Origin of the sequence: Acidovorax sp. Root267 (assembly GCF_001429215.1) — a bacterium.
Taxonomy (GTDB): Bacteria; Pseudomonadota; Gammaproteobacteria; order Burkholderiales; family Burkholderiaceae_C; genus Acidovorax; species Acidovorax radicis.
In genome coordinates, this window is the sequence record NZ_LMJC01000009.1 from 14,769 (window position 1) to 38,975 (window position 24,207).

The window sequence follows — 24,207 nt, forward strand, 5'->3', positions numbered from 1 at the left end:
TGATGTGGCAGGCAACTGGAGCCCGCTACGGTGGGTATTGTCGCATGGCCCGATAATCTCGGTTTGCACGCAGAATTTCTGCTCACTTTTGCAGGTTTGACACTCAATGGCCCAATACGTTTTTTCCATGAATCGCGTCGGCAAGATCGTGCCCCCTAAGCGGCAGATTTTGAAAGACATTTCCCTGAGCTTTTTCCCAGGTGCCAAGATTGGCGTGTTGGGTACCAACGGTTCGGGCAAGTCCACCCTCCTGAAGATCATGGCGGGCCTTGACAAGGAAATCGAAGGCGAAGCCATCCCCATGGCGGGCCTGAACATCGGTTACCTGCCCCAGGAACCCCAGCTCGACCCCACGCAAACTGTGCGCGAGAGCGTGGAAGCGGGCATGGGCAAGCTATTTGCCGCCAAGGCCCGTCTGGACGAGGTCTACACCGCCTACGGCGCCGAAGATGCGGACTTCGACGCGCTGGCCGCCGAACAGGCCGAGCTGGAAGCCATCATTGCCACCGCCGGTACCGACTCGGAACACCAGCTTGAAATTGCTGCCGACGCGCTGCGCCTGCCCCCGTGGGACGCCAACATTGGCGTGCTCTCCGGTGGTGAAAAGCGCCGCGTGGCCCTGTGCCGACTGCTGCTGTCCAAGCCTGACATGCTGCTGCTCGACGAGCCAACCAACCACTTGGATGCCGAATCGGTGGACTGGCTGGAACAGTTTCTGCAACGCTACTCGGGCACCGTGGTGGCCATCACCCACGATCGCTACTTCCTCGACAACGCCGCAGAGTGGATTCTGGAACTGGACCGGGGCTCCGGCATCCCGTACAAGGGCAATTACTCCGACTGGCTGACCCAGAAGGGCGCCCGTCTGGAAGCCGAACAAAAGGGTGAAGAAGCCCGCGCCAAGGCCCTGAAGAAGGAGCTGGAGTGGTCGCGCCAGAACCCCAAGGCCCGCCAGGCCAAGAGCAAGGCCCGTCTGGCCCGCTTTGAGGAACTGAGCGACTACGAATACCAGAAGCGCAACGAAACCAACGAAATCTTCATCCCTGTGGCGGACCGCTTGGGCAGTCAGGTGATCGAGTTCAAGAACGTCACCAAATCTTTTGGCGACCGTGTGTTGATCGACAACCTGAGCTTCAACATTCCTGCAGGCGCCATCGTTGGCATCATCGGGCCCAACGGCGCCGGTAAGTCCACGCTGTTCAAGCTGATCGCCGGCAAGGAGACGCCGGATTCGGGTGAGGTCGTCATTGGCTCCACCGTCAAGATGGCCTTCGTGGACCAGCACCGTGATGACCTGTCCAACGACAAGACAGTGTGGGAAGACGTGTCAGGCGGACTCGACATCCTCAACGTCGGCAAGTTCCAGATGGCGAGCCGCGCCTATTGCGGACGGTTCAACTTCAATGGCGGCGATCAGCAAAAGAAGGTCGGCATGCTCTCCGGGGGGGAGCGCGGTCGCCTGCACCTGGCCAAGACCCTGATTGCCGGCGGTAACGTGCTGATGCTGGATGAACCCTCCAACGATCTGGACGTGGAAACTCTGCGGGCTCTGGAAGATGCGTTGTTGGAATTTGCCGGCACCATGTTGGTAATCAGCCACGATCGCTGGTTCCTGGACCGGATCGCCACACACATCCTGGCCGCCGAAGGTGACAGCCAGTGGACGTTCTTTGACGGCAATTACCAGGAGTACGAGGCTGACAAGAAGAAGCGACTGGGTGAAGAGGGTGCAAAACCCAAGCGAATGAGGTTCAAAGCCCTCAAATAAGGCGTCAGGTCAAGTAGCATTGCATCTGGAAACCTGTCGTCCGATCGATTCCTCCCCACCATGTCCCAGTCCGCTTCTCGTTCGAGAACTGTTTTTCGCGCCTGTGTCGTCAACGCCGTGCGTGGGGGCGAGGCGTTGATGCAGGAGCTGGTCAAGGTTACTCAAGGGGCCTTGACCGGCGAGGAGTCTGTCGTCCGCAATATCCAGCAGCGCAATCTGGTCAGCGACAGCCTGAGGTTTCTGAACCAGCACGAAGCGGCGTTGGTCAAGGGCTATCCCATGGCGCTGCTGGAGATCTTTGCCGAAGGTCCGTCTACGGCCAAAGGCCGCAGTTCGGCCGAAGACACTGGCATGGACTTTGGCGAGCTCTCGCTCATGGATGAGAACGAGATGCAGGCGCAGGTGGAGCTCTCCAAGGCGCAGCAGTCGGCGCTGCATGCCACCGATGCAGTGCTCGCAGAACTCAATACCCTGGTGAGTTCCGCGCAGGGGCTGCGCAGTGTGCAGCCCGAGCGCAATCCACTGCGTCCCGAAAGCTATATCCGCGCCCTTCAGCAGGTTGTCGGCGATACCGGTGTGTCGCCGGAAGTGCGCCAGCTGTGGATGCAGCACATGCGTGACCTTTTGGGCAAGCTGCTGGTGGATGAATACAAGAAGACGGCGGCGAGCCTGCGCGAACACGGGGTGCAACCCGTGGGTTACGCCGTGCTGGGAACTCCCGCTGGCAATTCCGGCCGAGGCGGCGGCTATGGCGGCGCCGGCCCGAATACCGGGATGGGCACCGGCTATGGTGGCGGCTACTCAGGCTATGGCAACTCCATGGCTACGCCAATGGGTGACTATGGCACTACCGGGTACGGTCGGGGCGTCGGCCCATCGACAGGCTGGAGCGGCGACTCCATGCAATCGCAGATGGGGCCTGGGGCGGCTGCAGAAGAGGCACTGCTGACAGTGGGAATTCTGCGCCAGATGTTGGCAGGCGGCGATCCCTTTGACCCGCGTGCATATGGTGCCATGCCATCACAGCCGGTAGCGCTGCAGCCCGTCTGGGTGGCTCCCGCTGGCGTGGGCGGCGGCGCGCAAGTGGCGGCCCATGGTGGCTATCTTCCTGCGGGGGCTGCTGCAGAAGCCATCGAGGACATGGCCCAGCTCGAACGCCTGGTGGGCAGGCTGGCCAGTGGCAGCCAGGCGGCTTCGCTGTCGGCACCTTTGACGGGGTGGCGGGGACCGGGCGTGGCCCCCGTGGTTTACGCCGCGATGCCGATGGAGGCGGCCACCCAGTCACCGGCGATGGCCATGGAAGTGGTCGGCCGCATGATGCAGAACATTGCCCAGGATGCCCGCCTGTTGCCGCCCGTGCAGCAGGCCGTGAAAAGCCTTGAGCCCGCGCTCAAGCAACTGGTGTCACACGACGGGCGGTTTTTCACCGATGGATCTCATCCTGCACGCCGTTTGCTCGACGAACTGACGCAGCGCAGCCTGGCCTTCACTGCCGAGTCCACACCAGGGTTCAGCCGCTTCATGCGACTGGTCCAAGGGGCGGTGGATCACCTGACCGCCAACGAAATCAAGGATGCAGGGCCTTTCGATACCGTACTCAAGGCCCTGCAGTCTGCCTGGGAGACCCAGGAACAAAAGATCAAAGCCCATCAGGAGGCGCAGCAAAAAGCCCTGTTGCAGGCGGAGCAGCGGGAAATGCTGGCCGAAAAAACGGCGGCAGACATCCGCAGGTTGCCAGACCTGGAGAACGTCCCTGCCGACGTGCTCGATTTTGCTGCCGGCCCCTGGGCTGACGTGATCGCTTTGGCGCAGGTGTTGAAGGGTGGCGATGGCCAGGACGAAGATCCCGGGGGTTACCTGGCGCTGGTGCCGGTGCTGCTGTGGAGCTCACAACCCGACCTGACCCGCCAGGAGCCAGACCGCCTGAACGAGGCCATCCCCGGCCTGCTGGCCAAGCTGCGCAAGGGGCTCAAGACCATCAACTACCCCGCAGTTCAAACCAGCGCGTTTCTGCAGCGGCTGGTGGGATTGCACCAGTCGGCCTTTGAAAAGCCTGCCCCCGCGCCAGTGCCGGTGCCACAGCCAGAGCCCGAGGTGGTGGTCGAAGTCGCACCTGCAGAAACACCATCTTCTGCCGCTGTCCCTGAAGACAGCGCCCAGGTGCAGGTGGATGCACCGGATCCCTATGCTGATTTTGTGATTGGCGCGTGGGTCGAGTTGGTCACCAATGGCAGGGTCGTGCGCACGCAACTCACCTGGGCAAGCCCGCACGGCACGTTGTTCCTTTTCACCGCACCCGATGCAAGCACGCAGTCCATGACCCGGCGCATGCGAGATAAGCTGGCTGCGGATGGTTCCTTGCGGGTGGTTCCGGCTGTGCCCACGACAGCCCGTGTTCTGGACGCTGTTGCAGCAGGATCATCCCGGAAGGCGGCCAGCGGCGCCCCTTCCTCCAAAGTGGCTTCGCTGGGCTCCAAGTCTTCCAAGACCCGCTAGTGCGGGAGCCCTCCAGGCGTTCCGAAATCACGTTGACGGTTCGCACTACCTGCTGTCCCGTAGAAAAGAGGCGCTCAATCCACCGGTGCGCCTTGGTGCGCCCAGGTGCACTCAGCTGCGGAGCAACTTTTTGCGCACCAGGTGGATGTGATTGCGCAGCGCGTACAGCTCGTCGGCGTAGGACAACGGTACGCTCACCTTTTCGGCCTGTGCCTCCAGTGCATTGAGGGCCTTGAGCAGTTCTGCGGAATCTGCCTTGCCAGCCTCCATGTCGTTTTCAATCTCACGAAGCCGGCCATACCAGCGGAAAACGCGTGATCGCACCCTGAACTGGTACAACGGTGGCACGACGCGCGACAGTGGCAGCATGATCGCCAGCAGGATGCCCAGCACCAGCCACATGCGCTCGATCAGGTTTGCCATCCAGAACGGCAGGTAGCGCTGCAGCATCGGCACCGGCTCGTTCATGGCCCGGTCGCCTTCCTTGGCCATTGGCAGTTCGCTGTTGCGTGAGTTGGGGAACTCCCGGGCCCGGTTGAACCAACCCGATCCGCCATGCAGCTTCTGCGCGTTTTGCGCAAACAGCGTGAGCAGGGCCGGGTGTGTGGCATCGCGTGCCAGCAGCGAGGTGGTGGATGCCACCAGTCGCACATCCCGTGTGGGTACGTTGGCGGCCAGATCCACCACGCCGCGAGGCAGCGTGACGGGCGTCAGGAACGGAAAGCGCCGTGCATAGGCCTCGTGCTGGGCAAAGTCCAGCAACTGCACGCCGGGGGTCTGCAGCAGCATCTGCACCATCAGCGACTCCGGGGCCGATGCAAACACCAGCGCATCGAGCTTGCCTGCCAGAAAATCCACGGTTGCGGGCGTTTGCTCCAGCCGGAACATCTGCACGGAGCCTGGCAACACCTTGTTGGCGTCGAGCAGGCGCTCCATCAATTTGGGCACGCCACTGCCGTCCGAGCCTACATTGACCCGCCAGCCACGCAGCTGCCGCAGGCTGTCGATGCGCGGTGTGTTGTACGCACGTTCGGCGGAATCCGTGCGGTAAAACAGCCACACGGGTTCTACAAAGAGGCTGCCCAGGGATACCAGCTGGTCGGCGTCATCGGGCTGCAATTCGGCTGTGCCTCCCTGCACAAAAGCCACATCGGCCTTGCCTTCCCGCAGTAACTGGAGATTGTGCGAAGAGCCGTCGCTGGGCAGTAGCCGCACTTCGATGCCGTCCACGGCCAGCGCTTTCTGGTACCGCTTGCCAAATTCCTCGTAGGCGCTTTGCGCCGGGCCCGTGGCCAGTGTCACGGTTTTTGGCGGATTGGGGTTGAGCCACCAGTAAGCCAGCACCAGCAAACCCACTGCCAGAAATGCGAGAGGACCGGCTGACACGATCAGATCGCGCAGAGAAAGCAGTGTGTTGCGGAAAGCCTGGGACATGGAATAAGTGCTGAACATGGGGTGGAGCAACCACGAGGCCTCTGTGACCATCCGAGGCCCCGTGGTTGCTCATGCGGCTGTGGCGTACGCCCTCCAGGCACATTAGGCCAGGAGCGACAGGGGTTCCTGAGATCTATGGCTTGCTGCCGCGCCGCTGGCGCTCGTAAGCCACACATTCCGGAAGGGAGAGCTGGTCGTCCTGATCGGTATCCGCCGCGTCGAAATAGGCCATGCGGCTTTCAACGACTTCCTTGAATGACAGCTTGCCGTCGCTGTCCGTGTCAACGGCTGCAAGTCGCTTCAGGCGGCCTTTGCCCATGCGCGGCACCTGGGCCAGGTCGGAGAGCTGGACATGGCCTGTCGCATCGGGCGAGAGGTTGTGCCAGCCTTGCACGATATCCCGGTGAAACTCCTCCAGAGACACCTTGCCGTCGTGGTTCATGTCAGCAGACGAGCAGATCGCCTGGAGCCGGTTGGCGCGCGATGGTGCTGCTGGCTTCTGGGCCGTGGTGGTCACCTTGGGTGGGGATGTGGGGGAAGACACCGGGGCATCCGCTGCCTGCGCGGCGGATGCACAAGCCAGAGCGAAGGTGCCTGCCGCTGCTGCACTGCACAGCAAACGCATGGTGCGCAGAGCGTGTGGGGTTTGGGTTGTGATCATCATTGGGCCCTCCTTACCACCACCAGCGTTGGCTGGGGCTACGGTTGCAGGGCCAGACCATGGTGTGTGCGCCCTGGCGGACCCGGCCATCCTCCACGTCCAGGCATTTGCCGGTGAGCTGGCTCACGATCTGGCCGCCCCGGGTGGCCCAGCTTTGGCTGCGCGAGCCTGAGCACGACCACAGCACCACCCGTGCGCCATCGCGCGGGTCTCCACGGTCCACGTCCACGCACAGGTCGCGCACCCGGATCTCACCCCCGCGCCCCACAGCGAACCGCTGGGACGCGGTGCCGTTGCATTCATACACCTGCAATGTGGTGCCTGGCTGGAACTTGCCTCCCCGCACGTCCAGGCACAGGCGGCCGTCCACGCGGACTTCTCGCCCCCAGTCGCCACCTTGGCCGGGATAGTCCGGGTACTCGGGTTGCCGGTCGTTGTCGTGCCGGTTGTGGTTGGCCAGCAGCGCAAGGCCCGCGATGGCGGCCACCGCGGCCACAGCTGCGCCAGCGTTGGACCCACTGCTGTTGCCAGAGGCGTAGCTGCGGGTAATCTGGAAGCGGCCGCCGCAACCCCCGTTGGTCCACAGCTCCCGATTGGTCAGGTCATAGCCCCAAGTGCGGTTGAAACGGCATGCGCCCTGTGTCTGTGCGCTCAGGTCCACCTGGGTGGTGTCGTCCGGCAGGCGGTAGGACGTGTAGCCGCCGTTGGACTGCAGGTCCACAAACTGGTCCTGGGCCAGCGCTGTCTGGGCGTTCAGGAGCAAAGGCATGCACAACAACCAGCTGTGCCGCAAACGAGTCCGATTTTTCATGGATTCTCCTTGTCGCGATAGGTAGATGGGCGAGAGGCATCGGGTGTCAGCTGCCCTGCGCGCTGTGCCACAGAAGTGGTCGAGCCAAGCCATTGCGGTCCGAGTTTTCCCTCTGTGTCTGCATCATATGGGCTCGTTGCTGGCGCGACCGAGACCCTCTGGCTGGCCCCCGAGGTTGCTGTTTACCCCAACTCTCCGGCCCACGGCAAGTACAAACCTTCTGCCGTGGTGATCGAGCGGGCCGCCCGCGCTGCACGTGCCGTGGCAATCGCTGTGGCTTCGGCAGCCATGGTGGCCAGCACCATCATGCCCAGGGTCTTGCCCGCGCGGCCGGTACCCAGGCTGAACAGGGTGTCGCCGTCGGACATGGTGTGCACAGGGTTGATGCTGCGGGCCAGGCCGTCGTGGGCTGCCACCGCCAGGCGGTGGGCCTGCACCTTGGTGACAACCGCATCGGTGGCCACCACGCCGATGGTGGTGTTGGTGCCCGCCAACAGGGGCTGGGGCGGGTCGCCGCGCAGCAGGGCGCGGCGCGTGTCGCGCAAACGCAGGCCGTCGTCGGTGCGGGCGCCTGCAATCACCTGCGCGGTGTCGGGGTCGATCACGTCGCCCAGGGCATTGCAGGCGATAAGTGCGCCCACGGTGATGCCATCCACCGTGACGGATGCGGTGCCAATGCCTCCCTTCATCGCACGTTGGATGCCGAAGATCTTGCCCAACGCCGCACCGGTGCCAGCGCCCACATTGCCTTCGGCCGGGTCGGCGGTGGATGCCGCATCGCACGCCGCGTAGCCCGCAGCGGCATCGGGGCGGATGCGCATGTCCCCCACCAGCAGGTCAAACAGCACGGCGGCAGGCACGATGGGCAGGCGGCCCACGGCCACGTCAAAACCCACGCCACGCTCTTCCAGCCAGCGCACGGCACCGGTGGCGGCATCCAGCCCCCAGGCGCTGCCCCCGGCCAGCATGATGGCGTGCACCTTGTCCACCAGATTGGAGGGGTCGAGCAAATCTGTCTCGCGCGTGCCCGGCGCGGCACCACGCACGTCCACACCGGCCACGGCGCCTTCGCGGGTGATGATGACGGTGCAGCCCGTAGGGCGGCGGGTTTCGGTGAAGTGGCCCACCTCGATGCCCGCCACGCGGGTGATGCTGCCAGCGTCGCCAGCCAGAACGTGTTGAGAACTCATGGCCGGTGATTATGGTGCCCGGGCGCCGTGCTGGGATTGCTTCGCGTCAGGGGTTCCACTGCTTGGCAGGCCGGGTTTCAAGGCGCCTTTTCGATCCGTGTCACCTGGTAGGCGCCGCTGACCTGTTCTGCGCGAAAGCGCACCTTGTCGCCTGGCTTCAGGTCGCCCACCACGCCCGCGTCCTGAACGCGAAACACCATGGTCATGGGGGGCATGTCCAGGTTCTTGAGCTCGCCGTGGCGCAGCGTGACCCGCAGGGTGCGGGGGTCCCAGCGGGTGATTTCACCCTCGCTCAACGGGCTGGATTCTGTCGCAACGGCGGGAGCTGCGGTGGTCGCAAGGGCGGCAGGCTGGGCCAGGGCCGTGGTGGAGGCACCGGCCAGCAGCAGGAGGGCCAGCACTGGGGCGGCGGGAGTCAAGAGGGGTGATGCCTTTTTCATCATGACGTGGCCTTGGGTTTGCTGGAAGTGTTGTAGCTTTTGAAGACGCGGGTGCTGCCGTCGCGGGCCACCAGCAGCACGTCGTAGGGGTCGCGCCGGTCGCCATACACGGCGCCGTCCATGCCGGGGGAGCCGACTGGCATGCCCGGCACCGCCAGGCCCAGGGCCTTGGGTTTCTGTTGCAGCAGAGCGCGCACGTCGCTGGCAGGGACATGGCCTTCGACCACATAGCCGCCGACGAGGGCGGTGTGGCACGAGCCCAGCTTTTGCGGCAGGCCCAGGCGTGCGCGCACGGCGTTGTTGCCGGTGGCGTGCACCTTCACGGCAAAACCATTGGCCTGCATGTGGTCCACCCAGTCCTGGCAACAACCGCAGTTGGGGTCTTTCCACACCTCCAGCGGTGTGGGGGCTGTGGCCGTCGCTGCAAAGGGCAGGGCGCTTGCGGCCAGCAAGGTCACGCTAGTGGTCAGCCACGTGCGGCGGCTGCTTGTTGTTGTCGGGTATGTCATGGATGCCTTTCTTCGCTCTTTGATGTCTTTGTGGTTCACGGCTCTGTGGTTCGTCCCCAGCCGGTGGAAACCGGCATGGCTCTCGCCAGTGCCACCGTGGAACTGGCTTTGCCAGGCCACCGGTGGCGTCCCCCTCGGGGGGGAAGGCGCGCAGCGACTCAGGGGGGGCTCACCGTGATCGTGCCGGTCATGCCCGCTTGGTAGTGACCGGGGATCAGGCAGGCAAAGTCAAAGCTCCCTGCGCGGTTGAAGTGCCACACGATGTCGCCGGTCTTGCCTGCCGCCACGTGGGCCATATAGGGCTCGTCGTGTTCCATGCCAGGGTGCTTCGCCATCATCTCGGCGTGCTGGTCCAGCTCGGCCTTGGTGCCGATCACGATCTCGTGCAGCACCTTGCCCTTGTTGGTGGCGCGCAGCCGCACGGTGTCGCCCTCGCGCACTTCGATGTGGCGGGGGGCAAAGCGCATGTCGTCGGTCATGCGGACCGTGATGGTGCGGCGCACGGCCTTGGCGTCGCCCGCGATGCCCCAGTCCTTTTGCTCCTTGACCACCGGGCTGTTCGACGCGGTGTGATGGGTGTTTTCATGGCCAAAAGAGGTGCTGGCGCTTATCCATAAAGCGCAAGCAGCTATCAATTTAATAGTTTTCATGGTGTGTGCTGATGTGAGGGTTTAGTGCTGGTGGCCGCTGGCAGCGGGCTTGCGTGCATTGGCGGCGCCGGGTGCCGTGCCCGGGGTGTCAGCGCGCGCAGGGCGTGGCGTGCTGGCGGGGGGGCCCTGCCATTCGTAGGCCACCGTGTCCGCAGGTTGCTTGAAATCACCGGGGTCGCGGTAATCGCCCGCACGCTGGTCGGCCCGCACCTTGAGCGTGGTGAACATGCCGCCCATCTCCAGCGGGCCAAAAGGGCCGGTGCCCGTCATCATCGGGAAGGTGTTGTCGGGCAGTGGCATCTCCATGGCGCCCATGTCGGCCATGCCGCGCTCGCCCATCACCATGTAGTCGGGCACGATCTTCTGGATCTTGCCCACCAGGCCCCGGTGGTCCACGCCGATCATGGTCGGCACGTCGTGCCCCATGGCGCCCATCGTGTGGTGGCTCTTGTGGCAGTGCAGCGCCCAGTCGCCAGGCTCGTCGGCGATGAACTCCACCTGCCGCATCTGGCCCACCGCCACGTCGGTGGTTACCTCGGGCCAGCGCGCGCTTTTGGGCACGGGGCCACCGTCGGTGCCGGTCACTTCAAATTCGTGGCCATGCAGGTGGATGGGGTGGTTGGTCATCGTGAGGTTGCCCACGCGGATACGCACACGCTCGCCCAGGCGTGCCACCAGCGGGCTGATGGCGGGGAACACGCGGCTGTTCCAGCACCAGATGTTGTGGTCCAGCATGGTGTTGACCTTGGGGGTCTTGCTGCCGGGTTCCACATCAAAGGCGTTGAGCAAAAAGGCGTAGTCGCGCTGCACCTTGGAAATCTGGGGGTGCGTTGCCCCCTTGCCCACATTCGGGTGGGTGATCCACAGGCCCATCATGCCCATGGCCATCTGCACCATCTCGTCGGCATGCGGGTGGTACATGAAGGTGCCGGGGCGGCGTGCCACAAACTCGTACACGAAGGTCTTGCCGGGCTGGATGGCGGGCTGGGTGAGGCCGCCCACGCCGTCCATGCCGTTGGGCAGGCGCTGGCCGTGCCAGTGGATGGTGGTGTGCTCGGGCAGGCGGTTGGTGACGAAGATGCGCACGCGGTCGCCTTCGACCACCTCGATGGTGGGGCCGGGGCTTTGGCCGTTGTAACCCCACATGTTGACCATGAAGCCGGGCGCCACCTCGCGCACCACGGGCTCGGCCACCAGGTGGAATTCCTTGACGCCTGCATTCATGCGCCAAGGGGCGGTCCAGCCGTTCAGGGTGACCACGGGGTGGTAGGGGCGGCCCGTGGGCGGGTGCAGCGGCGGCGCGGTGTCGGCGCTGGATTGCATTGCTGGCTCGGGCAGCGCGGCCAGGGCCACGCGGCTCACGGAGGCAGCGGCCACGGCCGTGGCGGCGCCGGAGAAGAAATTGCGGCGGTTCATAGTCAGTGGCCTTGTGCGGTGGAGGAGGCTGCTGCGCCCGAGGTGAGGCCCTGCAGGGCGCCCGGCGATGTGCCGGTGAGGGCCAATTGCAGGTCGGTTTCGGCCAGCCAGAAGTCGCGTTGCGCTTCGATGGCGTTGGCCACGGCCTGGGTGCTGTTGCGGGCTTCGGCCAGCATGTCCCACACGCTGGCCAGCATGCCGTTGTAGCGCAGCGTGGTCTCGTCGCTGATGAGCTGGCGCAGGGGCACGACCTCGGCCTGCTGCTGGCGCGCCAGGTCGAGCGCGGTGCGGTAGGTGAGCCAGGCGGCGCGTACCTCACCGCGGGCGCGTACGGCGGTGTCTTGCAGCTGGGCGGCGCTTTGCTCCACCTCGGCTTGGGCGCGGGTGCGGGCTGCGCCGCCCCAGTCGAACAGCGGCAGGGGCAGTTCCAGCTCCCAACCGCGTGTGATCTCGCGGTGGCCACTGTCGCGCTCGGTGGCGGTGTTCCGGCTGTACGCCAGGCCGATGTTGCCAAACATGGCGCCTGCACGGCTCCAGCCCTGGCGGGTGGCCAGGGTGTCGAGTTGGCGGCGCGCCGCCTGCACATCCAGCCGTTCGCGCAGCGCGGTGGCCTCAATACCGTCTGCGGGCAAGGCGGTGGTGGGCAGTGGCGGCAGCTGGTTGGCCAGCTGGTATTGCGTCTGCAGCCCCCACACGCCCATGCGGCGGTTGAGCTGTTCGCGTTCGGTGGCGGCGGCCAGCCGGGCGCGGGCGCGCTGGCGGGTGGCCTCTTGCAGCACGGCCTGTTCGCGGGCCTGCTGCAGGCGGCTCCAGTTGCCCACCTGCACCATGCGGCGGGCCAGTTCGGCCCCGGCCTCTGCGGCTTCGACCATACGGTCATGCGTGGCAGCCACCTGCTCGGCGGCCACGGCCCGCACCCAGGCGCGGCGGGTATCGGCGGCGAGTGACACCACGTCTTGCGCGGCTTGTAGCGTGGCGATCTGCAGGCGCTCGGCCTGCCGCTGGGTACGCCAGGGCAGGGTGATGAGGTCCAGCAGGCCAAAGGCCAGGGTGCGCTCGATTTCGCGCTCGTGGCTGTTGGCAAAGCGCCCCAAGCTCAAGTGCGGGTTGGGCAGGGTGATGGCCTGCACCCGCTCGGCGTCGGCCACGCCCAGCGCGGCCAGGCGGGCCTGCAGGCCGGGGTTGTTGAGCAGGGCGATGCGCACGGCCGCGTCCTGCGTGAGGGGTTGGGCTAGCCAGCCATCAACAGACTGCTTGGCTTTCTCACGGGCACCCGTATGGGTGGCTGGCAGGGCAGCTTCGATGCCTGCGGTGCGACCTGCGGTGAGTGCGGCCACGTCGCTGCGCAGACCGTCGGGGGAAACGCTGGCGCACCCTGCCAGCACCACTGCCGCGCCCAGCAGAGACAGACGCAGGGGACGGTGCAGCGGCCTGCTGCCCGGTGCGACAGGGCATTGCAATGTGTTCATGGCTTGCTCCCTGCTTCCGGGGGGTGGTGCGGGGGATTTCCGGGCTTGCCACCTCGGACCTCATGGCTGCCGTGGTGGTCTTGATGCGCATGACCTGGCATGGCCCCGCGCGGTATGCCTGCGGTGGGCGGCTTGGTGCCTTGGCGGGTTTCCCATGCCAGGATGTCGGCATGGCCGCGCGGGAAGGCCGCGACGGATTCATTGGCTTCGTGCCAGGTGTGGGGTGAAAGCTGGGAATCGGCCTGAGGAACAGGCAATGCCACCGGCGGGTGAGTCAGCCGGGCCGTAGGTGCCGCGGGATTTGCAGCGTCAGTCCCGATGACCAGACGGCCTGCTTGATTGGGGGCCTGGGCCAGCGAGGGCAGGGGTGAAAGCGCAAGCGTCAGCAGCGCAAGGCATGCAGCTCTCCGCCGCAATGACAATAGGAAAGGTGAGACAGGGGCGCGCACGGCGATCTCCAGACAACGAACGAACAGGACATGGCGTTGCGGCCTGAAAGCCCCTTGGTCGAGGGGGTTCAGGCGACGGCAGACGCACTTCGGGCGTCGGAGGTCAGGCGATGGGTGGTTTGATGGCCAGCGCCGCAGGGGCACTGTCAAACTGCGCAGCGGCCAGGGGCTGCGGGGCCGCTGTGGAGAGGTGGGGTGGTGTCAGCGCGGCAGGCGCGTCCAGCATGGAAGAGTGGCAGATTTCGCAAGCCGAGCAGGCTGCGGAGTGGTGGTCGTGCGCGGTACAACCTTCCACGCTGCCATCGCACGGGGACGCTGCCGCAGCATGCTCGGCATGGTCATGGTCCGAAGCGGGTGTATGTCCACAGTCCGGTATTCCCGCATCCATGGCCAGTGTGGACTGGAGGGTTCCCTGCATGGGTGGGGTGGCGTGCGCCTCGCCAGGGACTGGGTGGCGGCTGTATTCTTGCGACTGCAGCACCTCGATAGGCTGTAGAGGAGGCAATACCCCGGCGGCCATGGCGGAGCCAGCAAGGCCTCTGAGGACCAGCACCACCATCAACATGAAATACAAGCCGCTACGCATACCTCCATGATACGGCGGCAGGCGACAAGGTTCCCTGCAGATTGTCTACCCCGCGTCTGACGGCATTGCCCACGTCGCTGGGCACTCCGGGCAAATAGGGAGGCGGGCTGGGGCAGATCGGCTTACGATGTAACAATGCGTTAGGTGCACCCCTTGGCCCGGTGGTGCACCGGTATGACTGTGTAGGGCTGGATGGCCAGCGTAGCTCTCTGCGGTCGGTGGTGTGCGGCCTCTGGTGGTCCCCCGCGTTGCTTTTCTTGCCCATGGCTCAGTGATAGGGTGCAAAAAATGACGCCTTGTGGCCACCCCATCCGCGCTGCCGCTGGTGTGGGAGGGTTGTTCAGGCCATCCCAAGACGAAAGGTCGGTATGCCTTCCTGGCTGGTGGGAACCTGGAGTACGTTGTCTGCGCGTATCCGCTGGCTGGTCCTGGTGGCGACGCTGCCTGCTGTGCTGCTTGCGGTCTACCAGGCGCGGGCGCACCGCATGGACGCCATTGCCGGTGCCGAAAATCAAGCCTTGAGCACGTTGCGGGCCGTGGCAGCTAGCCAGCAGCGCCTGATACAGAGCACGCGCGATTTCCTGCAAAAACTCGCCGCCATGCCCCAGGTGCACCGGCCGGGTGACCCGGATTGCGGAAAGTACCTGGCCGAGGTGCTCTCGCTCAACGCCACTTACGTGAACCTCGGCGTGCCGCAGGCCAATGGGGAACTGCTGTGCAATGCGCGGCCGCTGAAGGCCCCCGTGAACGTGGCGAACCGGCCTTATTTTCAGCATGCCATCACCGCCCGGGAGTTTTCGGTCGGGGCTTTTCAGATCGACCGGGCTGCCCAGGTGGCCAGCGTCAATTTCGCGGTCCCGGTCATACCACCGGGTGGCCAGGAGGTGGTGGGTGCCGCAGTGGCCGTGGTGTCGCTCGAGTGGTGGAGCCTGCGGCTTGCAGACCTGAGCCTGCCCCCAGGTGCCGTGGCGCGTGTGACCGACCCCGATGGGCGCGTGGTGGCGCGTTTTCCGCCCGATGCGGGTGAGCTGGGAACCCAGTTGGCCGATGCCGATTTCAGCGCCGCGCTGCAACGCTCTGCCGAAGGGGTTTTGCAGCGCAGCAATGCCGCAGGCTCGCACCAGCTGATGGTGTTCCAGCCCCTGATCGAGTCGGGGGGGAAAACGGTGGCCACCATGAGCCTGACCGTGCCCTTGGACCAGCTCTACGCCACCGCCAACCGCAACATGTGGACCGAGGTGGCTTTTTTGCTGGCGGGCCTTGCGCTGTCCTTCCTGTTGGCCCAGCAGGGTGTGCGGCGTGGGGTGATGAAGCCGTTGCGGCGCCTGCTGGCTGCTACGGACGAACTGGCCCAGGGCCACTATGCGCCCCAGGCCCCGGCCACCGGCCTGGCAGAGCTGACCGAGCTGGGCCGACGTTTTGACCGCATGGCGCTCACCCGCCAAAGTGCCGAGGCACAGTTGCGCGAAAGCGAGGAAAACCTGGCCATTACCCTGCATTCCATTGGCGACGGGGTGGTGGCCACGGATGCGCAGGGCTTCGTCACGCGCATGAATGCGGTGGCCGAGCGCCTGACGGGCTGGCCGCTGCCCGACGCACGTGGCAAGCCGCTGACCGACGTGTTTCGCATCGTCAATGCCAGCACGCGGGCACCGGTGGTCGACCCGGTGCGGATGGTGGTGGCCAAGGGCGAGGTGGTGGGGCTGAGCAACCACACCACCTTGCTCGCACGGGACGGGGCGGAGTACCAGATCGCCGACAGTGCGGCGCCCATTCGCAACGCACAAGGACAGATCGTGGGTGTTGTGCTGGTGTTCAGCGATGTATCGGAGTCGTACCGGGTGCGCAAGCAGCTGGAGGACAACGAAGCGCGCTTTCGCACCCTGACCGTCCTGTCGTCTGACTGGTACTGGGAGCAGGATGCCCAGTTCCGCCTGACCCATGTGGACGGTAGCGACAAGGACCGCTTGCTGCAGGAGGCGGCGGTGCACATGGGCAAGACGCGTTGGGAGCTGGCGGCGCCTGGGGTGAGCGAAGCGCGCTGGAAAGAGCACCGCGAACTGCTGGAGCGCCACCAGGAGTTCCGCGATTTCGAGTTTCAGCGCAAGGACCTTTCTGGCCGACTTCACTGGTTGTCGGTGAGCGGCACGCCGATCTTTGACCTGAGCGGCACATTCTGCGGTTACCGGGGTGTGGGCAAAGACATCACGGCCCGCAAGCGCGATGAAAACGAATTGCGCATTGCCGCGATTGCCTTCGAGTCGCAGGAAGGCATGGTTGTGACCGACCGCGAAACCGTCATCTTGCGCACCAATCGGGCGTTCGCCAAGATCACAGGCTACAGCGCCGAAGAAGCGGTGGGCAAGCGCTCCAGCCTGCTCGCCTCCGGCCACCATGACAAGGTTTTTTTCGATGCCATGTGGGACAGCCTCGCAAGCACCGGTGAATGGAAGGGTGAGATATGGAACCGCTGCAGAAGTGGCGAGGTCAACCTGCACTTCATGAGCATTACCGCCGTCACCGATGGCGGAGGCGAAGTCACGCACTATGTTGGTACGCTGAGTGATATCACCCAGAGCGCCCAGGCTGCGCGCGAGATCGAGCACCTGGCCTTCTACGACCCGCTGACGCACCTGCCCAACCGCCGCCTGATGCTGGACCGCCTGCAGCAGGCGTTTGCCACCAGCGCGCGCACCGGCCTGCACGGTGCGCTGTTGTGCCTGGACCTGGACCATTTCAAGACCTTGAACGACACACTGGGCCACGACATGGGCGACGTGCTGCTGCAGCAGGTTGCGCAGCGGCTGGCGGGTTGCGTGCGCGAAGGCGATACCGTGGCCCGCCTGGGGGGGGATGAGTTTCTGGTGCTGCTGGAAGATCTGGATGAACTTGCCACCGATGCCGCAGAGCAGACCCAGAACGTGTCCGAGAAGATACTGGCCGCGTTGAACCAGCCCTATCAGCTGGCGTTGCACCATGTGCACAGCACAACCAGCGTGGGGGCGGTACTGTTCAGCGGCCAGAGCCAGACGGTGGAAGACGTTGTCAAGCATGCTGACCTGGCCATGTATGCCGCCAAGACAGCGGGGCGCAATGCGATCCGCTTTTTTGACCCTATGATGCAGGCCGCCATCTCGGCCCGCGCGGCATTGGAGAACGACCTGCGTACGGCGCTGGCGGACGGGCAATTTCTGCTGCACTACCAGATCCAGGTGGGATGTGGTGCACGCACCGTGGGAGCCGAGGCACTCATCCGCTGGAGACACCCGCAGCGTGGCATGGTGTCGCCTTGTGAATTCATTCCGCTGGCCGAAGAGACGGGGCTGATCCTGCCTATTGGCCTGTGGGTCCTGCAAACTGCCTGTGCCCAGTTGCGCCGTTGGCAGGGCAACCCCGACATGGAGCAGCTGCAGTTGTCCGTGAATGTGAGCGCGCGGCAGTTCCGCCAGCCCGACTTCATGGAACAGGTCCGCACCGTGTTGCTGCAAACCGGCGCACGGCCCGACCGCTTGAAGCTGGAGCTGACGGAAAGCCTGGCGCTGGACAACGTGGATGACACCATTGCCAAGATGAGCGCACTGCGTGCACTGGGCCTGAGTTTTTCGCTGGATGACTTTGGGACGGGTCAGTCATCGCTGTCCTACCTCACGCGCCTGCCGCTGGACCAGCTCAAGATCGACCAGAGCTTTGTGCGCAACATTGGCATTCAGCACACCGATGCGCTGATCGTGCAGACCATCATCGGCATGGCGCAGAGCCTGGGCATCGACGTGATCGCCGAAGGCGTAGAGACCGACGCGCAGCGGGCGTTTCTGGAGCGGCACGGTTGCATGCTCTGGCAAGGTTATCTGTTCAGCCGGCCCGTGCCGATCGAGGAACTGGAGCAGTACCTGCTGGCAAGGGCAACATCGGCCTGAGGTCAGCACTGGGGTCGGTTGACTCCGGCTCACACCGCCATGTAGCGCCCGGGCCGGTGGTTCATCGCCAGGACCAGGTTGAGCGCCACGGCCCCGGCGATGGACCAGGCAACGCGCAAGGGTTCCACCGTCCACAGCGCCAGTAGCACGATGCAGCAGTCCACCGCCATCTGGACCTTGCCCGCGCGCCATCCGTACCGGTCTTGCAGGTAGAGCGCTGCAATTCCCACGCCGCCCAGACTGCAGCGATGGCGGAATAACACCAGAAACCCCGTGCCCGTGATCAGACCCCCTGCGATGGCTGCATACAAGGGTTGCAATTGCGCAAACTGCAGAAACTGCGACTGCAGTTCGGTCAGCAGCGACAAAAGCAGCACGGCAAGAAAGGTCTTCACCGTGAATGCCCGTCCCAGCTTGCGCAAGGCCAGCCAGTAGAAAGGCAGGTTCAACACAAAGAAAATCTTGCCAAAGCCGATGCCGGTGGCGTAGTGCAGCAGGAAAGCCAGGCCTGCCGTCCCGCCGGTCAGCAGACCTGCGCTGGTGAAAAAAGCCACGCCCACGGAAATCAGCAGTACACCTGTGAAGATGGCCACCGCGTCTTCCGTGTGCGTGTGTGGAATGGCCACAGGGGCTGCGCCAAGCGCGGGGTTTGGGGCAGCGGGGGCGGAAATGGCGGGCGGGGTGGACATGGTGACAACAGGCGGGCAGGGCGATGGCGCATGCGCCAAGGAGGGAGCGCGAAGTCCATTGAACCATGCAAACTCCGTGCCGGACTTGTCCGCCGTCAAGAAGGCGAGGAATCCGCAGGGCGTTCTCTCCAAGGGCAACCCCCCGAAATGCCCTTTGTCGGTGGTGCCTTCCACTAGCTGCAGATGTAACACCTGCAACGCAGGGCGCAGTGGGGCGGAGTCGGCGGCGTTCCTGCGAAAATAGTCGGTTTTGCCCATTGCGGGGAGCTGCTCCCTGAAACCTGCGCCTGCCTCAAGGACGCAGCTGCAATGGGATGGCCCAGACCGATGTACCAGCACCACCGACTCAACAGCTCCAGACTTGTTCTCCTGCTCCAGCAATGGGCGCAGGCGCACAGCGGGCCGGTGCGCCCGGATGTGGCGGAGCAGCTGAGCCAATGGCTGAGCACGGTGGATGCGGTCAAGCTCAGCCGGGCGCTGCACGCCCTGGAGGCCAGCCAAATCCCGTCCGCATCGGTGGGGCTCGGCGCCGGGGCGGTCGATGTCCGCGCCCTGCAAGCCAGCCTTCAGACCGCCAGGGCCGACTTGACGGACCTGGTCACGGCCAAGGCAGCGCCCACCAAGCCCATGCGTGAGCGCGCCGACAACACCCCTGTCGACGCCCCGGACCCCGAGGCCGGTGCGGATTTCGCAGCCCACGCAGCGCGCTATCTGGCGCTGCAAAAGCAGATGGATACCCGGCTGGCTAACTTGCGCGCGCAGGTTCGGCAGAGCTTGTCGGTGGGCCCAGAGGGGCTGCGCCGCCTTGCCATGCTGGATGCGGTGATGGAGCAGATGCTGGGTGTGCGCGAGCAAAGGCTGTGGGCGTCGCTGCCCGGCCATCTGGAGCGGCGGATGACCCATTTGCGCGGAGCCCACCAGCAGCAGCTGGCGGCTGCAGGGCGCGACGATGAGCCGCAGCGCTGGGCTTTGCCTGGCGGCTGGCTGTTTGCTTTCGAGCAGGACCTGCGGGCGCTGCTGCTGGCCGAGCTGCAGGTGCGTCTGGAGCCCCTTGCGGGTTTGCTGGAGGCGGCCCAAAGCCATGAACACCATCCCAGCACCCCCCACCGCCCCCCTAAAACCAACATGAGCCCGGAACAGGTAACAGGAATGATCGAATGAACAAGAGTGTGATGGCCGCCATCTTTGCGGTGGGCTTGGCGGTGGTGGGCTGGGTGGGGTGGGGATTTGTCGGGTCCAGCCCCCTGGCGCTCGCCATGACGGCCGTGATCGCCGCCGTCTACGTGCTGGGGGCCTATGAACTGATGCAGTTTCGGGCCGCGACTTCCTCACTGTCCATAGCGCTGGCTGGGCTGCCACAGCAGCCCCTGGAGAACCTGGGCGGCTGGCTGGAGCGCCTGCATCTGTCCCTGCGCAACCCGGTTCGCCAGCGGATTGATGGGGAGCGTGTGCCCCTGCCGGGGCCTGCGCTGGCGCCGTACCTGGTGGGGCTTCTGGTCATGCTGGGCATGCTCGGCACCTTTCTGGGCATGGTGGTGACCTTCAATGGCGCGGTGTTCGCGCTGGAGGCCTCGTCCAGCCTGGAGTCGATCCGGGCTGCGCTGGCGGCACCCATCAAGGGGCTGGGCCTGTCGTTTGGCACCTCGGTGGCCGGGGTGGCTTCGTCGGCCATGCTGGGGCTAATGTCGGCCCTGGGCCGCCGTGAGCGATTGGCGGCGTTGCGCGTGCTGGATGCCCGCATCGCTGGCGTGCTGCGTCCCTTCTCGGCGGCCCACCGGCGCCAGGAGATGTTCGCGGCCCTGCAGGCCCAGGCGCAGGCCATGCCGCTGATTGTGGAGCGCCTGCAGGGGCTGATGGAGGGGCTGGAGCACCGCCATGCGCAGTTGAACGGCCAACTGCAAGATCAGCAGCAGGTGTTTCACCGCGAGGCGGCGGCGGCCTACACCCAGCTGGCCACCAGCGTGGGGGCATCCCTGCACGACAGCCTGGGCGCCAGCGCCCGCATGGCGGGTGAGACGATCCGCCCGGTGGTGGAACAGGCCATGGCAACGTTGGCGCAAGAGGCCGAGCGCACGCACCAGCAGCTGCGCGAGGCCACCGGCGCACAGATACACGCACTCACGGCCCAATGGGAAGGCACAGCCCGCCAGGTGGCTGACACCTGGACGGAGGCCCTGCACCGCCATGCGCAGACGCAGGACCAGCAGGCGGTGCAGCTGGGCAGCGCGCTGCAGTCCATCACGCAGACGCTGGACCAGCGCACCACGGCGCTGATGGCCACGTTGCAAGAGACGGTGGCCCAATCGCAGGCGGCCCAGCTGGCAGCCGACCAGCAGCGCCTTGCAGGCTGGAGCCAGTCCATGGAAGGAATGGCCAGCACATTGGCGGAGCAATGGCGGCTTGCGGGTGAACAAACGGCGCAGCAGCAGCGCGGCGTCTGCCAGGCGCTGGAAGGCGCTGCCACCCAGCTCGACCAGTCACTGCAGACGGTGTCGCAGGCCTTCGAGCAGCGCACCACGGCGCTGCTGGCCTCCTTGCAGGAGACGGTGGAGAAATCACAGGCGGACGAGGCGACGGCTGACCAGCAGCGCCTTGCGGGCTGGACCCGGTCCATGGAGGGCATGGCGAGCACGCTCGCGCAGCAATGGCAGCGTGTGGGCGAACAAACGGTGCAGCAGCAGCGCGGCGTGTGCCAGGCGCTGGAGGGCGCTGCGGCGCAGCTCACCGAGCGCATGACCGAGCAGGTCCACCAGGCCCTGGGCGGTGCCGCCCGGTTGATGGACCAGTCGGACGCACTGTTGCACACGCGCATCGAGGCCGAAGCCCAATGGGCGGAAACCCAGTCCCAGCGCATGGAAGCGTTGGCGGGCGTGTGGCGCACGGAGTTGGTGGCACTGCGGGATGCAGAGGCGGCACGCGGTCAGGCTGCTGTAGAGCGGCTCGATGCGCTGCAGGCCGCCGTGGCCGGACACCTGGCCACGCTGGGGTCTGCGCTGGAAGCCCCGCTCACGCGATTGCTGCAGACGGCTTCGGATGTGCCGCAGGCCGCTGCCGAGGTGATCACCCAACTGCGCCAGGAGATGGCCCACCTGAGCGAACGCGACAACGCGGCCCTGGCAGAACGCACGGCCATGATGGAACAGCTGGGTGTGCTGCTCCATTCGGTGAACGAAGCCGCCGGGCAGCAGCGTGCGGCCATTGAATCGCTGGTGGGGTCTGCGGCCTCGGTGCTGGAGCAGGCCGGGCAGGAGTTTTCCCAGGCGCTTGGCGCGCAGGCGGGCAAGGTGGATGAAGTTTCGGCGCACGTGGCAGCCAGCGCGGTGGAGCTGTCCAGCCTGGGTGAATCCTTTGGCCACGGCGTGGGGCTGTTCACGGCCAGCAACGAGAAGCTGATGGACAGCCTGCAGCGCATCGAAGGTGCCATTGGTCAGTCGATGAGCCGCAGCGATGAGCAGCTTGCCTACTACGTGGCGCAGGCCCGTGAAGTGATCGACCTGAGCATTGCCTCGCAGCAGGGCATCGTGGAAGACCTGCGTCGCCTCAATGGGCAAATGGCCGCTGCGGTGCAGGGGGTTGCTGCGTGACCGGCTTGGACGACACGCTGGACGATGCGACCGAGCAAACGGCCCCGGTGTGGGCTGTGTTTGGCGACCTCATGGCGGGCCTGCTGGGCGCGTTTGTACTGATTCTGGTGGGCGTGCTGGTGGTGCAGATCGACCTGGTGGCCAGCCTCAAGCAGGAAGTGGAAAAGCGGCAGATGGAAGAAAAGCGCCGGATGGCGCTGGAAAAAGCGCTGGCGATTCCGCTGGCCAGTGGCCGCGTCACGGTCAATGAAGGCCGCATTGGAATCAGCGGCAGCGTGCTGTTTGCGGCAGGCTCTGCCGAGTTGCGCCCTGAAGGCCGGCAACTGCTCCAAAGCCTGGTGCAGCCGCTGCAGGTGTACCTGCGCGAACGCGACGAAATGCTGATGGTGAGCGGCTTCACCGACAACACCACACTGCTGCAAGGGCGCCACCAGCGTTTTGCCGACAACCTGGAACTGTCGGCCCAGCGCGCGTTGACCGTCACGCGCGCCCTGATCGAAGAGGACATGCCCTCGTCCCAGGTGTTTGCGGCGGCCTTTGGTGCTGAGCAGCCGGTGGCGGACAACGCCGACGAAAAGGGGCGGGCACAGAACCGCCGTGTGGAGATGGCCCCTGTACCCCGCGCTGCGCAAGCCAAGCCCGTCCGCAATGAGTGAGCCAACCCTGGAGTCCCTGCGGGCAGAAGGCGCGCAGCACCACGACCCGGTGCGCTTTCGGTACCTGGAGGTGCTGGCCACACGCCTGCCTGCGCAGCCAGAGGCTGTCCAGCAGGTGCTGGCAGGCAGATTGCAAACCGCCATGCGGGACTACGCCGGGCGTGCCCGGCCAGCTGCCCCCCGGCCACTGGCTGGTGCGGTGGTGGCCGGGACGCCATCCCCTCTGGCGCAGCTGAACCGCGATCTGAGTGCCCGCGCCCAGGCCGATGCAGACAGCGTACTGGTGGGGGGTGGCGCCAGCGTGTCGGACATGAAGAGCGTGCGCCGCTTCAGTGAAGTCTGGTCCAAAATTTCTGCAGAACAGCAGGTGGCCCAGGCCTTCACGCGTGGGCCGGAAAACGCAGGGCCGCTGAATGCGCACCGGCTCATGCTGCGCTCCCTGGCCCTGATGCGGACCCTGTCACCCGACTACTTGCGGCATTTTTTGTCGCAGATGGACAGCCTGTTGTGGCTGGAGCAGGCCGCCGCGAAGCCAGCCAGGGCGCCTCTCAAGCCGGGTCGCGCGGGTCGCTCCTCCAAACTCTGAGTGCACAGGCTGCGACCGGGGTACGCGGCGCGCAGTTTTTAGACGCCGTGGTCGTCCGGCTGCACGGGGCGGATCGCCGTTTCCTCCAGCGCCTGGTCCATGAGCACAGTGACTTCAGCCGCAGGCACCATGGGCCGGAAGGCGCTCACATGGGACCGCCCGATGTTGCCCAACGGTAACCGTGCCAGCAGGTGGCCCAGGGGCACCAGGGCCAGCCGCAGGAGCTGGCCGGTGGCCTCGCGCGCGTCGCCCAGAACCAGTGCATGGCGCAGCATGGCAGTGTGTGACCGCCAGTGCAGCGGCAACGATGTCTGCCCCAGCACATGGGCAGCCTCCAGCCAGCGCCAGCGCTGGGCGGGGGGTACGTCGGGCTGGTGTGCAAAGCCGGCCAGCAGGTGGTCGAACGCGGCGCGCCTGTGCAGCGCGGTGGGGGCGGTGCCCCCTGCGGCGTGCTGGGCGGCCAACTGGCGCCAGCGCCTTTGGCGGTGCCGGTAGAACATCTGGGCAAACAGGGCGCTCAACGGTGTCATCAGCCAGGGCAGGTGGCGTGCAACCACCTCGATGTCGTCCGTGTACAGCGTACGACCATCGGGCAGGGGCTGCAGGGTGATGCGGTGGTCCCAGCGGCGCATGAGCACGCCTTCTCCGTTGTCGCGCAGCGTGGGCCAGCCGCCCGCCTGTGCGGGTGGCTCGATAGAGATGCGTACGGTCTGGGGGCCCATGGGCAATACGCCGAGTAACCGCATGTGCAGTGCCAGCTCGCCGGGTGCCCAGTGCGTGGGCCATTCCTTGCCCCGCGCTGGCCGGAACCGGATAAGCGGTGCGGTGATATGGCGGAACACTGCGGTGCTTTGTAGCTGGGCAGCCACCCATTCAGGTGGCGCGTTCAAGGAGGT

The 24,207-nt window shown here is 65.5% G+C and carries 19 protein-coding genes; 7 read left to right on the top strand and 12 right to left on the bottom strand.

Going from position 1 to position 24,207, the window contains the following annotated elements:
- The first annotated feature begins 106 nt into the window (after positions 1-106).
- Positions 107-1,768, top strand: a complete 1,662-nt coding sequence (gene ettA, locus ASE39_RS08930) for an energy-dependent translational throttle protein EttA (protein WP_057270904.1) — start codon at positions 107-109, stop codon at positions 1,766-1,768.
- Positions 1,769-1,828: 60 nt separating this feature from the next.
- Positions 1,829-4,264: a DUF1631 family protein gene (locus tag ASE39_RS08935; protein WP_057270905.1), complete on the top strand. Its 2,436-nt coding sequence runs from the start codon at positions 1,829-1,831 to the stop codon at positions 4,262-4,264.
- Between the two features lie 111 nt (positions 4,265-4,375).
- On the opposite strand, the gene ASE39_RS08940 is transcribed toward ASE39_RS08935, so the two are convergent.
- The 10 genes from ASE39_RS08940 to ASE39_RS26325 all read right to left on the bottom strand — a co-directional run bounded on the left by ASE39_RS08940 (position 4,376) and on the right by ASE39_RS26325 (position 13,879).
- Complete coding sequence (locus tag ASE39_RS08940; RefSeq protein ID WP_057270934.1) at positions 4,376-5,698, bottom strand: TAXI family TRAP transporter solute-binding subunit; 1,323 nt, start codon at positions 5,696-5,698, stop codon at positions 4,376-4,378.
- Positions 5,699-5,831: 133 nt separating this feature from the next.
- Positions 5,832-6,359: an EF-hand domain-containing protein gene (locus ASE39_RS08945; RefSeq protein WP_100199408.1), complete on the bottom strand. Its 528-nt coding sequence runs from the start codon at positions 6,357-6,359 to the stop codon at positions 5,832-5,834.
- A gap of 13 nt (positions 6,360-6,372) precedes the next feature.
- Positions 6,373-7,170: a lectin gene (locus ASE39_RS08950; protein WP_057270906.1), complete on the bottom strand. Its 798-nt coding sequence runs from the start codon at positions 7,168-7,170 to the stop codon at positions 6,373-6,375.
- Between the two features lie 182 nt (positions 7,171-7,352).
- The gene (locus ASE39_RS08955; RefSeq protein WP_010460930.1) at positions 7,353-8,360 is read right to left on the bottom strand and encodes a P1 family peptidase; all 1,008 of its coding nucleotides are present in this window, start codon (positions 8,358-8,360) and stop codon (positions 7,353-7,355) included.
- Positions 8,361-8,437: 77 nt separating this feature from the next.
- Positions 8,438-8,800: a copper-binding protein gene (locus ASE39_RS08960; protein WP_057270907.1), complete on the bottom strand. Its 363-nt coding sequence runs from the start codon at positions 8,798-8,800 to the stop codon at positions 8,438-8,440.
- On the bottom strand, positions 8,800-9,309 hold the full coding sequence (locus ASE39_RS08965; protein WP_057270935.1) for a DUF411 domain-containing protein: 510 nt from the start codon (positions 9,307-9,309) through the stop codon (positions 8,800-8,802). The genes ASE39_RS08960 and ASE39_RS08965 overlap by 1 nt, the downstream gene beginning before the upstream one ends.
- Before the next feature lie 158 nt (positions 9,310-9,467).
- Positions 9,468-9,959, bottom strand: coding sequence for a cupredoxin family protein (locus tag ASE39_RS08970; RefSeq protein WP_057270908.1), 492 nt, complete (start codon positions 9,957-9,959; stop codon positions 9,468-9,470).
- Positions 9,960-9,980: 21 nt separating this feature from the next.
- Complete coding sequence (locus ASE39_RS08975; RefSeq protein WP_057270909.1) at positions 9,981-11,375, bottom strand: copper oxidase; 1,395 nt, start codon at positions 11,373-11,375, stop codon at positions 9,981-9,983.
- A 2-nt stretch (positions 11,376-11,377) separates the two neighbouring features.
- A complete protein-coding gene (locus ASE39_RS08980) occupies positions 11,378-12,844 on the bottom strand; it encodes a TolC family protein (RefSeq protein ID WP_057270910.1) in 1,467 nt (488 codons plus the stop codon).
- A gap of 552 nt (positions 12,845-13,396) precedes the next feature.
- Positions 13,397-13,879 carry a hypothetical protein gene (locus ASE39_RS26325; RefSeq protein ID WP_140426728.1) on the bottom strand — a complete coding sequence of 161 codons (483 nt, stop codon included), beginning with the start codon at positions 13,877-13,879 and terminating at the stop codon, positions 13,397-13,399.
- A gap of 368 nt (positions 13,880-14,247) precedes the next feature.
- Between ASE39_RS26325 and ASE39_RS08985 the strand changes: the two genes are divergently transcribed.
- Positions 14,248-17,796: an EAL domain-containing protein gene (locus ASE39_RS08985; protein WP_057270911.1), complete on the top strand. Its 3,549-nt coding sequence runs from the start codon at positions 14,248-14,250 to the stop codon at positions 17,794-17,796.
- 29 nt (positions 17,797-17,825) lie between these two features.
- Here ASE39_RS08985 and ASE39_RS08990 read toward each other — a convergent pair whose 3' ends face one another.
- Positions 17,826-18,485 (bottom strand): YitT family protein, encoded by a 660-nt coding sequence (locus ASE39_RS08990; RefSeq protein ID WP_198928051.1) that lies wholly within the window; start codon positions 18,483-18,485, stop codon positions 17,826-17,828.
- Positions 18,486-18,794: 309 nt separating this feature from the next.
- Here ASE39_RS08990 and ASE39_RS08995 point away from each other — a divergent pair, with 309 nt between their 5' ends.
- Genes ASE39_RS08995 through ASE39_RS09010 form a run of 4 tightly spaced genes read left to right on the top strand, consistent with a single transcriptional unit; the run spans position 18,795 to position 23,311 of the window.
- Positions 18,795-19,646, top strand: a complete 852-nt coding sequence (locus ASE39_RS08995; RefSeq protein WP_242421393.1) for a DUF3348 family protein — start codon at positions 18,795-18,797, stop codon at positions 19,644-19,646.
- Positions 19,643-22,069, top strand: a complete 2,427-nt coding sequence (locus tag ASE39_RS09000; RefSeq protein WP_057270913.1) for a DUF802 domain-containing protein — start codon at positions 19,643-19,645, stop codon at positions 22,067-22,069. Before ASE39_RS08995 ends, ASE39_RS09000 begins: the two co-directional genes overlap by 4 nt.
- Positions 22,066-22,725, top strand: coding sequence for an OmpA family protein (locus ASE39_RS09005; protein ID WP_010460954.1), 660 nt, complete (start codon positions 22,066-22,068; stop codon positions 22,723-22,725). The genes ASE39_RS09000 and ASE39_RS09005 overlap by 4 nt, the downstream gene beginning before the upstream one ends.
- Positions 22,718-23,311, top strand: a complete 594-nt coding sequence (locus ASE39_RS09010) for a DUF2894 domain-containing protein (RefSeq protein WP_057223578.1) — start codon at positions 22,718-22,720, stop codon at positions 23,309-23,311. Before ASE39_RS09005 ends, ASE39_RS09010 begins: the two co-directional genes overlap by 8 nt.
- Before the next feature lie 38 nt (positions 23,312-23,349).
- Here ASE39_RS09010 and ASE39_RS27345 read toward each other — a convergent pair whose 3' ends face one another.
- Complete coding sequence (locus ASE39_RS27345; RefSeq protein ID WP_348981575.1) at positions 23,350-24,201, bottom strand: DUF3703 domain-containing protein; 852 nt, start codon at positions 24,199-24,201, stop codon at positions 23,350-23,352.
- Between the last annotated feature and the right edge of the window lie 6 nt (positions 24,202-24,207).

What these genes read in the sequence shown, in the direction of transcription:
- ASE39_RS08955 (WP_010460930.1), bottom strand. Translation starts at nt 8,360, where the DNA reads ATGAGTTCTCAACACGTTCTGGCTGGCGACGCTGGCAGCATCACCCGC.
- ASE39_RS08985 (WP_057270911.1), top strand. Translation starts at nt 14,248, where the DNA reads ATGCCTTCCTGGCTGGTGGGAACCTGGAGTACGTTGTCTGCGCGTATC.
- ASE39_RS08945 (WP_100199408.1), bottom strand. Translation starts at nt 6,359, where the DNA reads ATGATCACAACCCAAACCCCACACGCTCTGCGCACCATGCGTTTGCTG.
- ASE39_RS09010 (WP_057223578.1), top strand. Translation starts at nt 22,718, where the DNA reads ATGAGTGAGCCAACCCTGGAGTCCCTGCGGGCAGAAGGCGCGCAGCAC.
- ASE39_RS08995 (WP_242421393.1), top strand. Translation starts at nt 18,795, where the DNA reads ATGGGATGGCCCAGACCGATGTACCAGCACCACCGACTCAACAGCTCC.
- ASE39_RS08980 (WP_057270910.1), bottom strand. Translation starts at nt 12,844, where the DNA reads ATGAACACATTGCAATGCCCTGTCGCACCGGGCAGCAGGCCGCTGCAC.
- ASE39_RS08960 (WP_057270907.1), bottom strand. Translation starts at nt 8,800, where the DNA reads ATGAAAAAGGCATCACCCCTCTTGACTCCCGCCGCCCCAGTGCTGGCC.
- ASE39_RS08965 (WP_057270935.1), bottom strand. Translation starts at nt 9,309, where the DNA reads ATGACATACCCGACAACAACAAGCAGCCGCCGCACGTGGCTGACCACT.
- ASE39_RS08935 (WP_057270905.1), top strand. Translation starts at nt 1,829, where the DNA reads ATGTCCCAGTCCGCTTCTCGTTCGAGAACTGTTTTTCGCGCCTGTGTC.
- ASE39_RS08990 (WP_198928051.1), bottom strand. Translation starts at nt 18,485, where the DNA reads ATGTCCACCCCGCCCGCCATTTCCGCCCCCGCTGCCCCAAACCCCGCG.
- ettA (WP_057270904.1), top strand. Translation starts at nt 107, where the DNA reads ATGGCCCAATACGTTTTTTCCATGAATCGCGTCGGCAAGATCGTGCCC.
- ASE39_RS08950 (WP_057270906.1), bottom strand. Translation starts at nt 7,170, where the DNA reads ATGAAAAATCGGACTCGTTTGCGGCACAGCTGGTTGTTGTGCATGCCT.
- ASE39_RS08970 (WP_057270908.1), bottom strand. Translation starts at nt 9,959, where the DNA reads ATGAAAACTATTAAATTGATAGCTGCTTGCGCTTTATGGATAAGCGCC.
- ASE39_RS08940 (WP_057270934.1), bottom strand. Translation starts at nt 5,698, where the DNA reads ATGTCCCAGGCTTTCCGCAACACACTGCTTTCTCTGCGCGATCTGATC.
- ASE39_RS26325 (WP_140426728.1), bottom strand. Translation starts at nt 13,879, where the DNA reads ATGCGTAGCGGCTTGTATTTCATGTTGATGGTGGTGCTGGTCCTCAGA.
- ASE39_RS08975 (WP_057270909.1), bottom strand. Translation starts at nt 11,375, where the DNA reads ATGAACCGCCGCAATTTCTTCTCCGGCGCCGCCACGGCCGTGGCCGCT.
- ASE39_RS09000 (WP_057270913.1), top strand. Translation starts at nt 19,643, where the DNA reads ATGAACAAGAGTGTGATGGCCGCCATCTTTGCGGTGGGCTTGGCGGTG.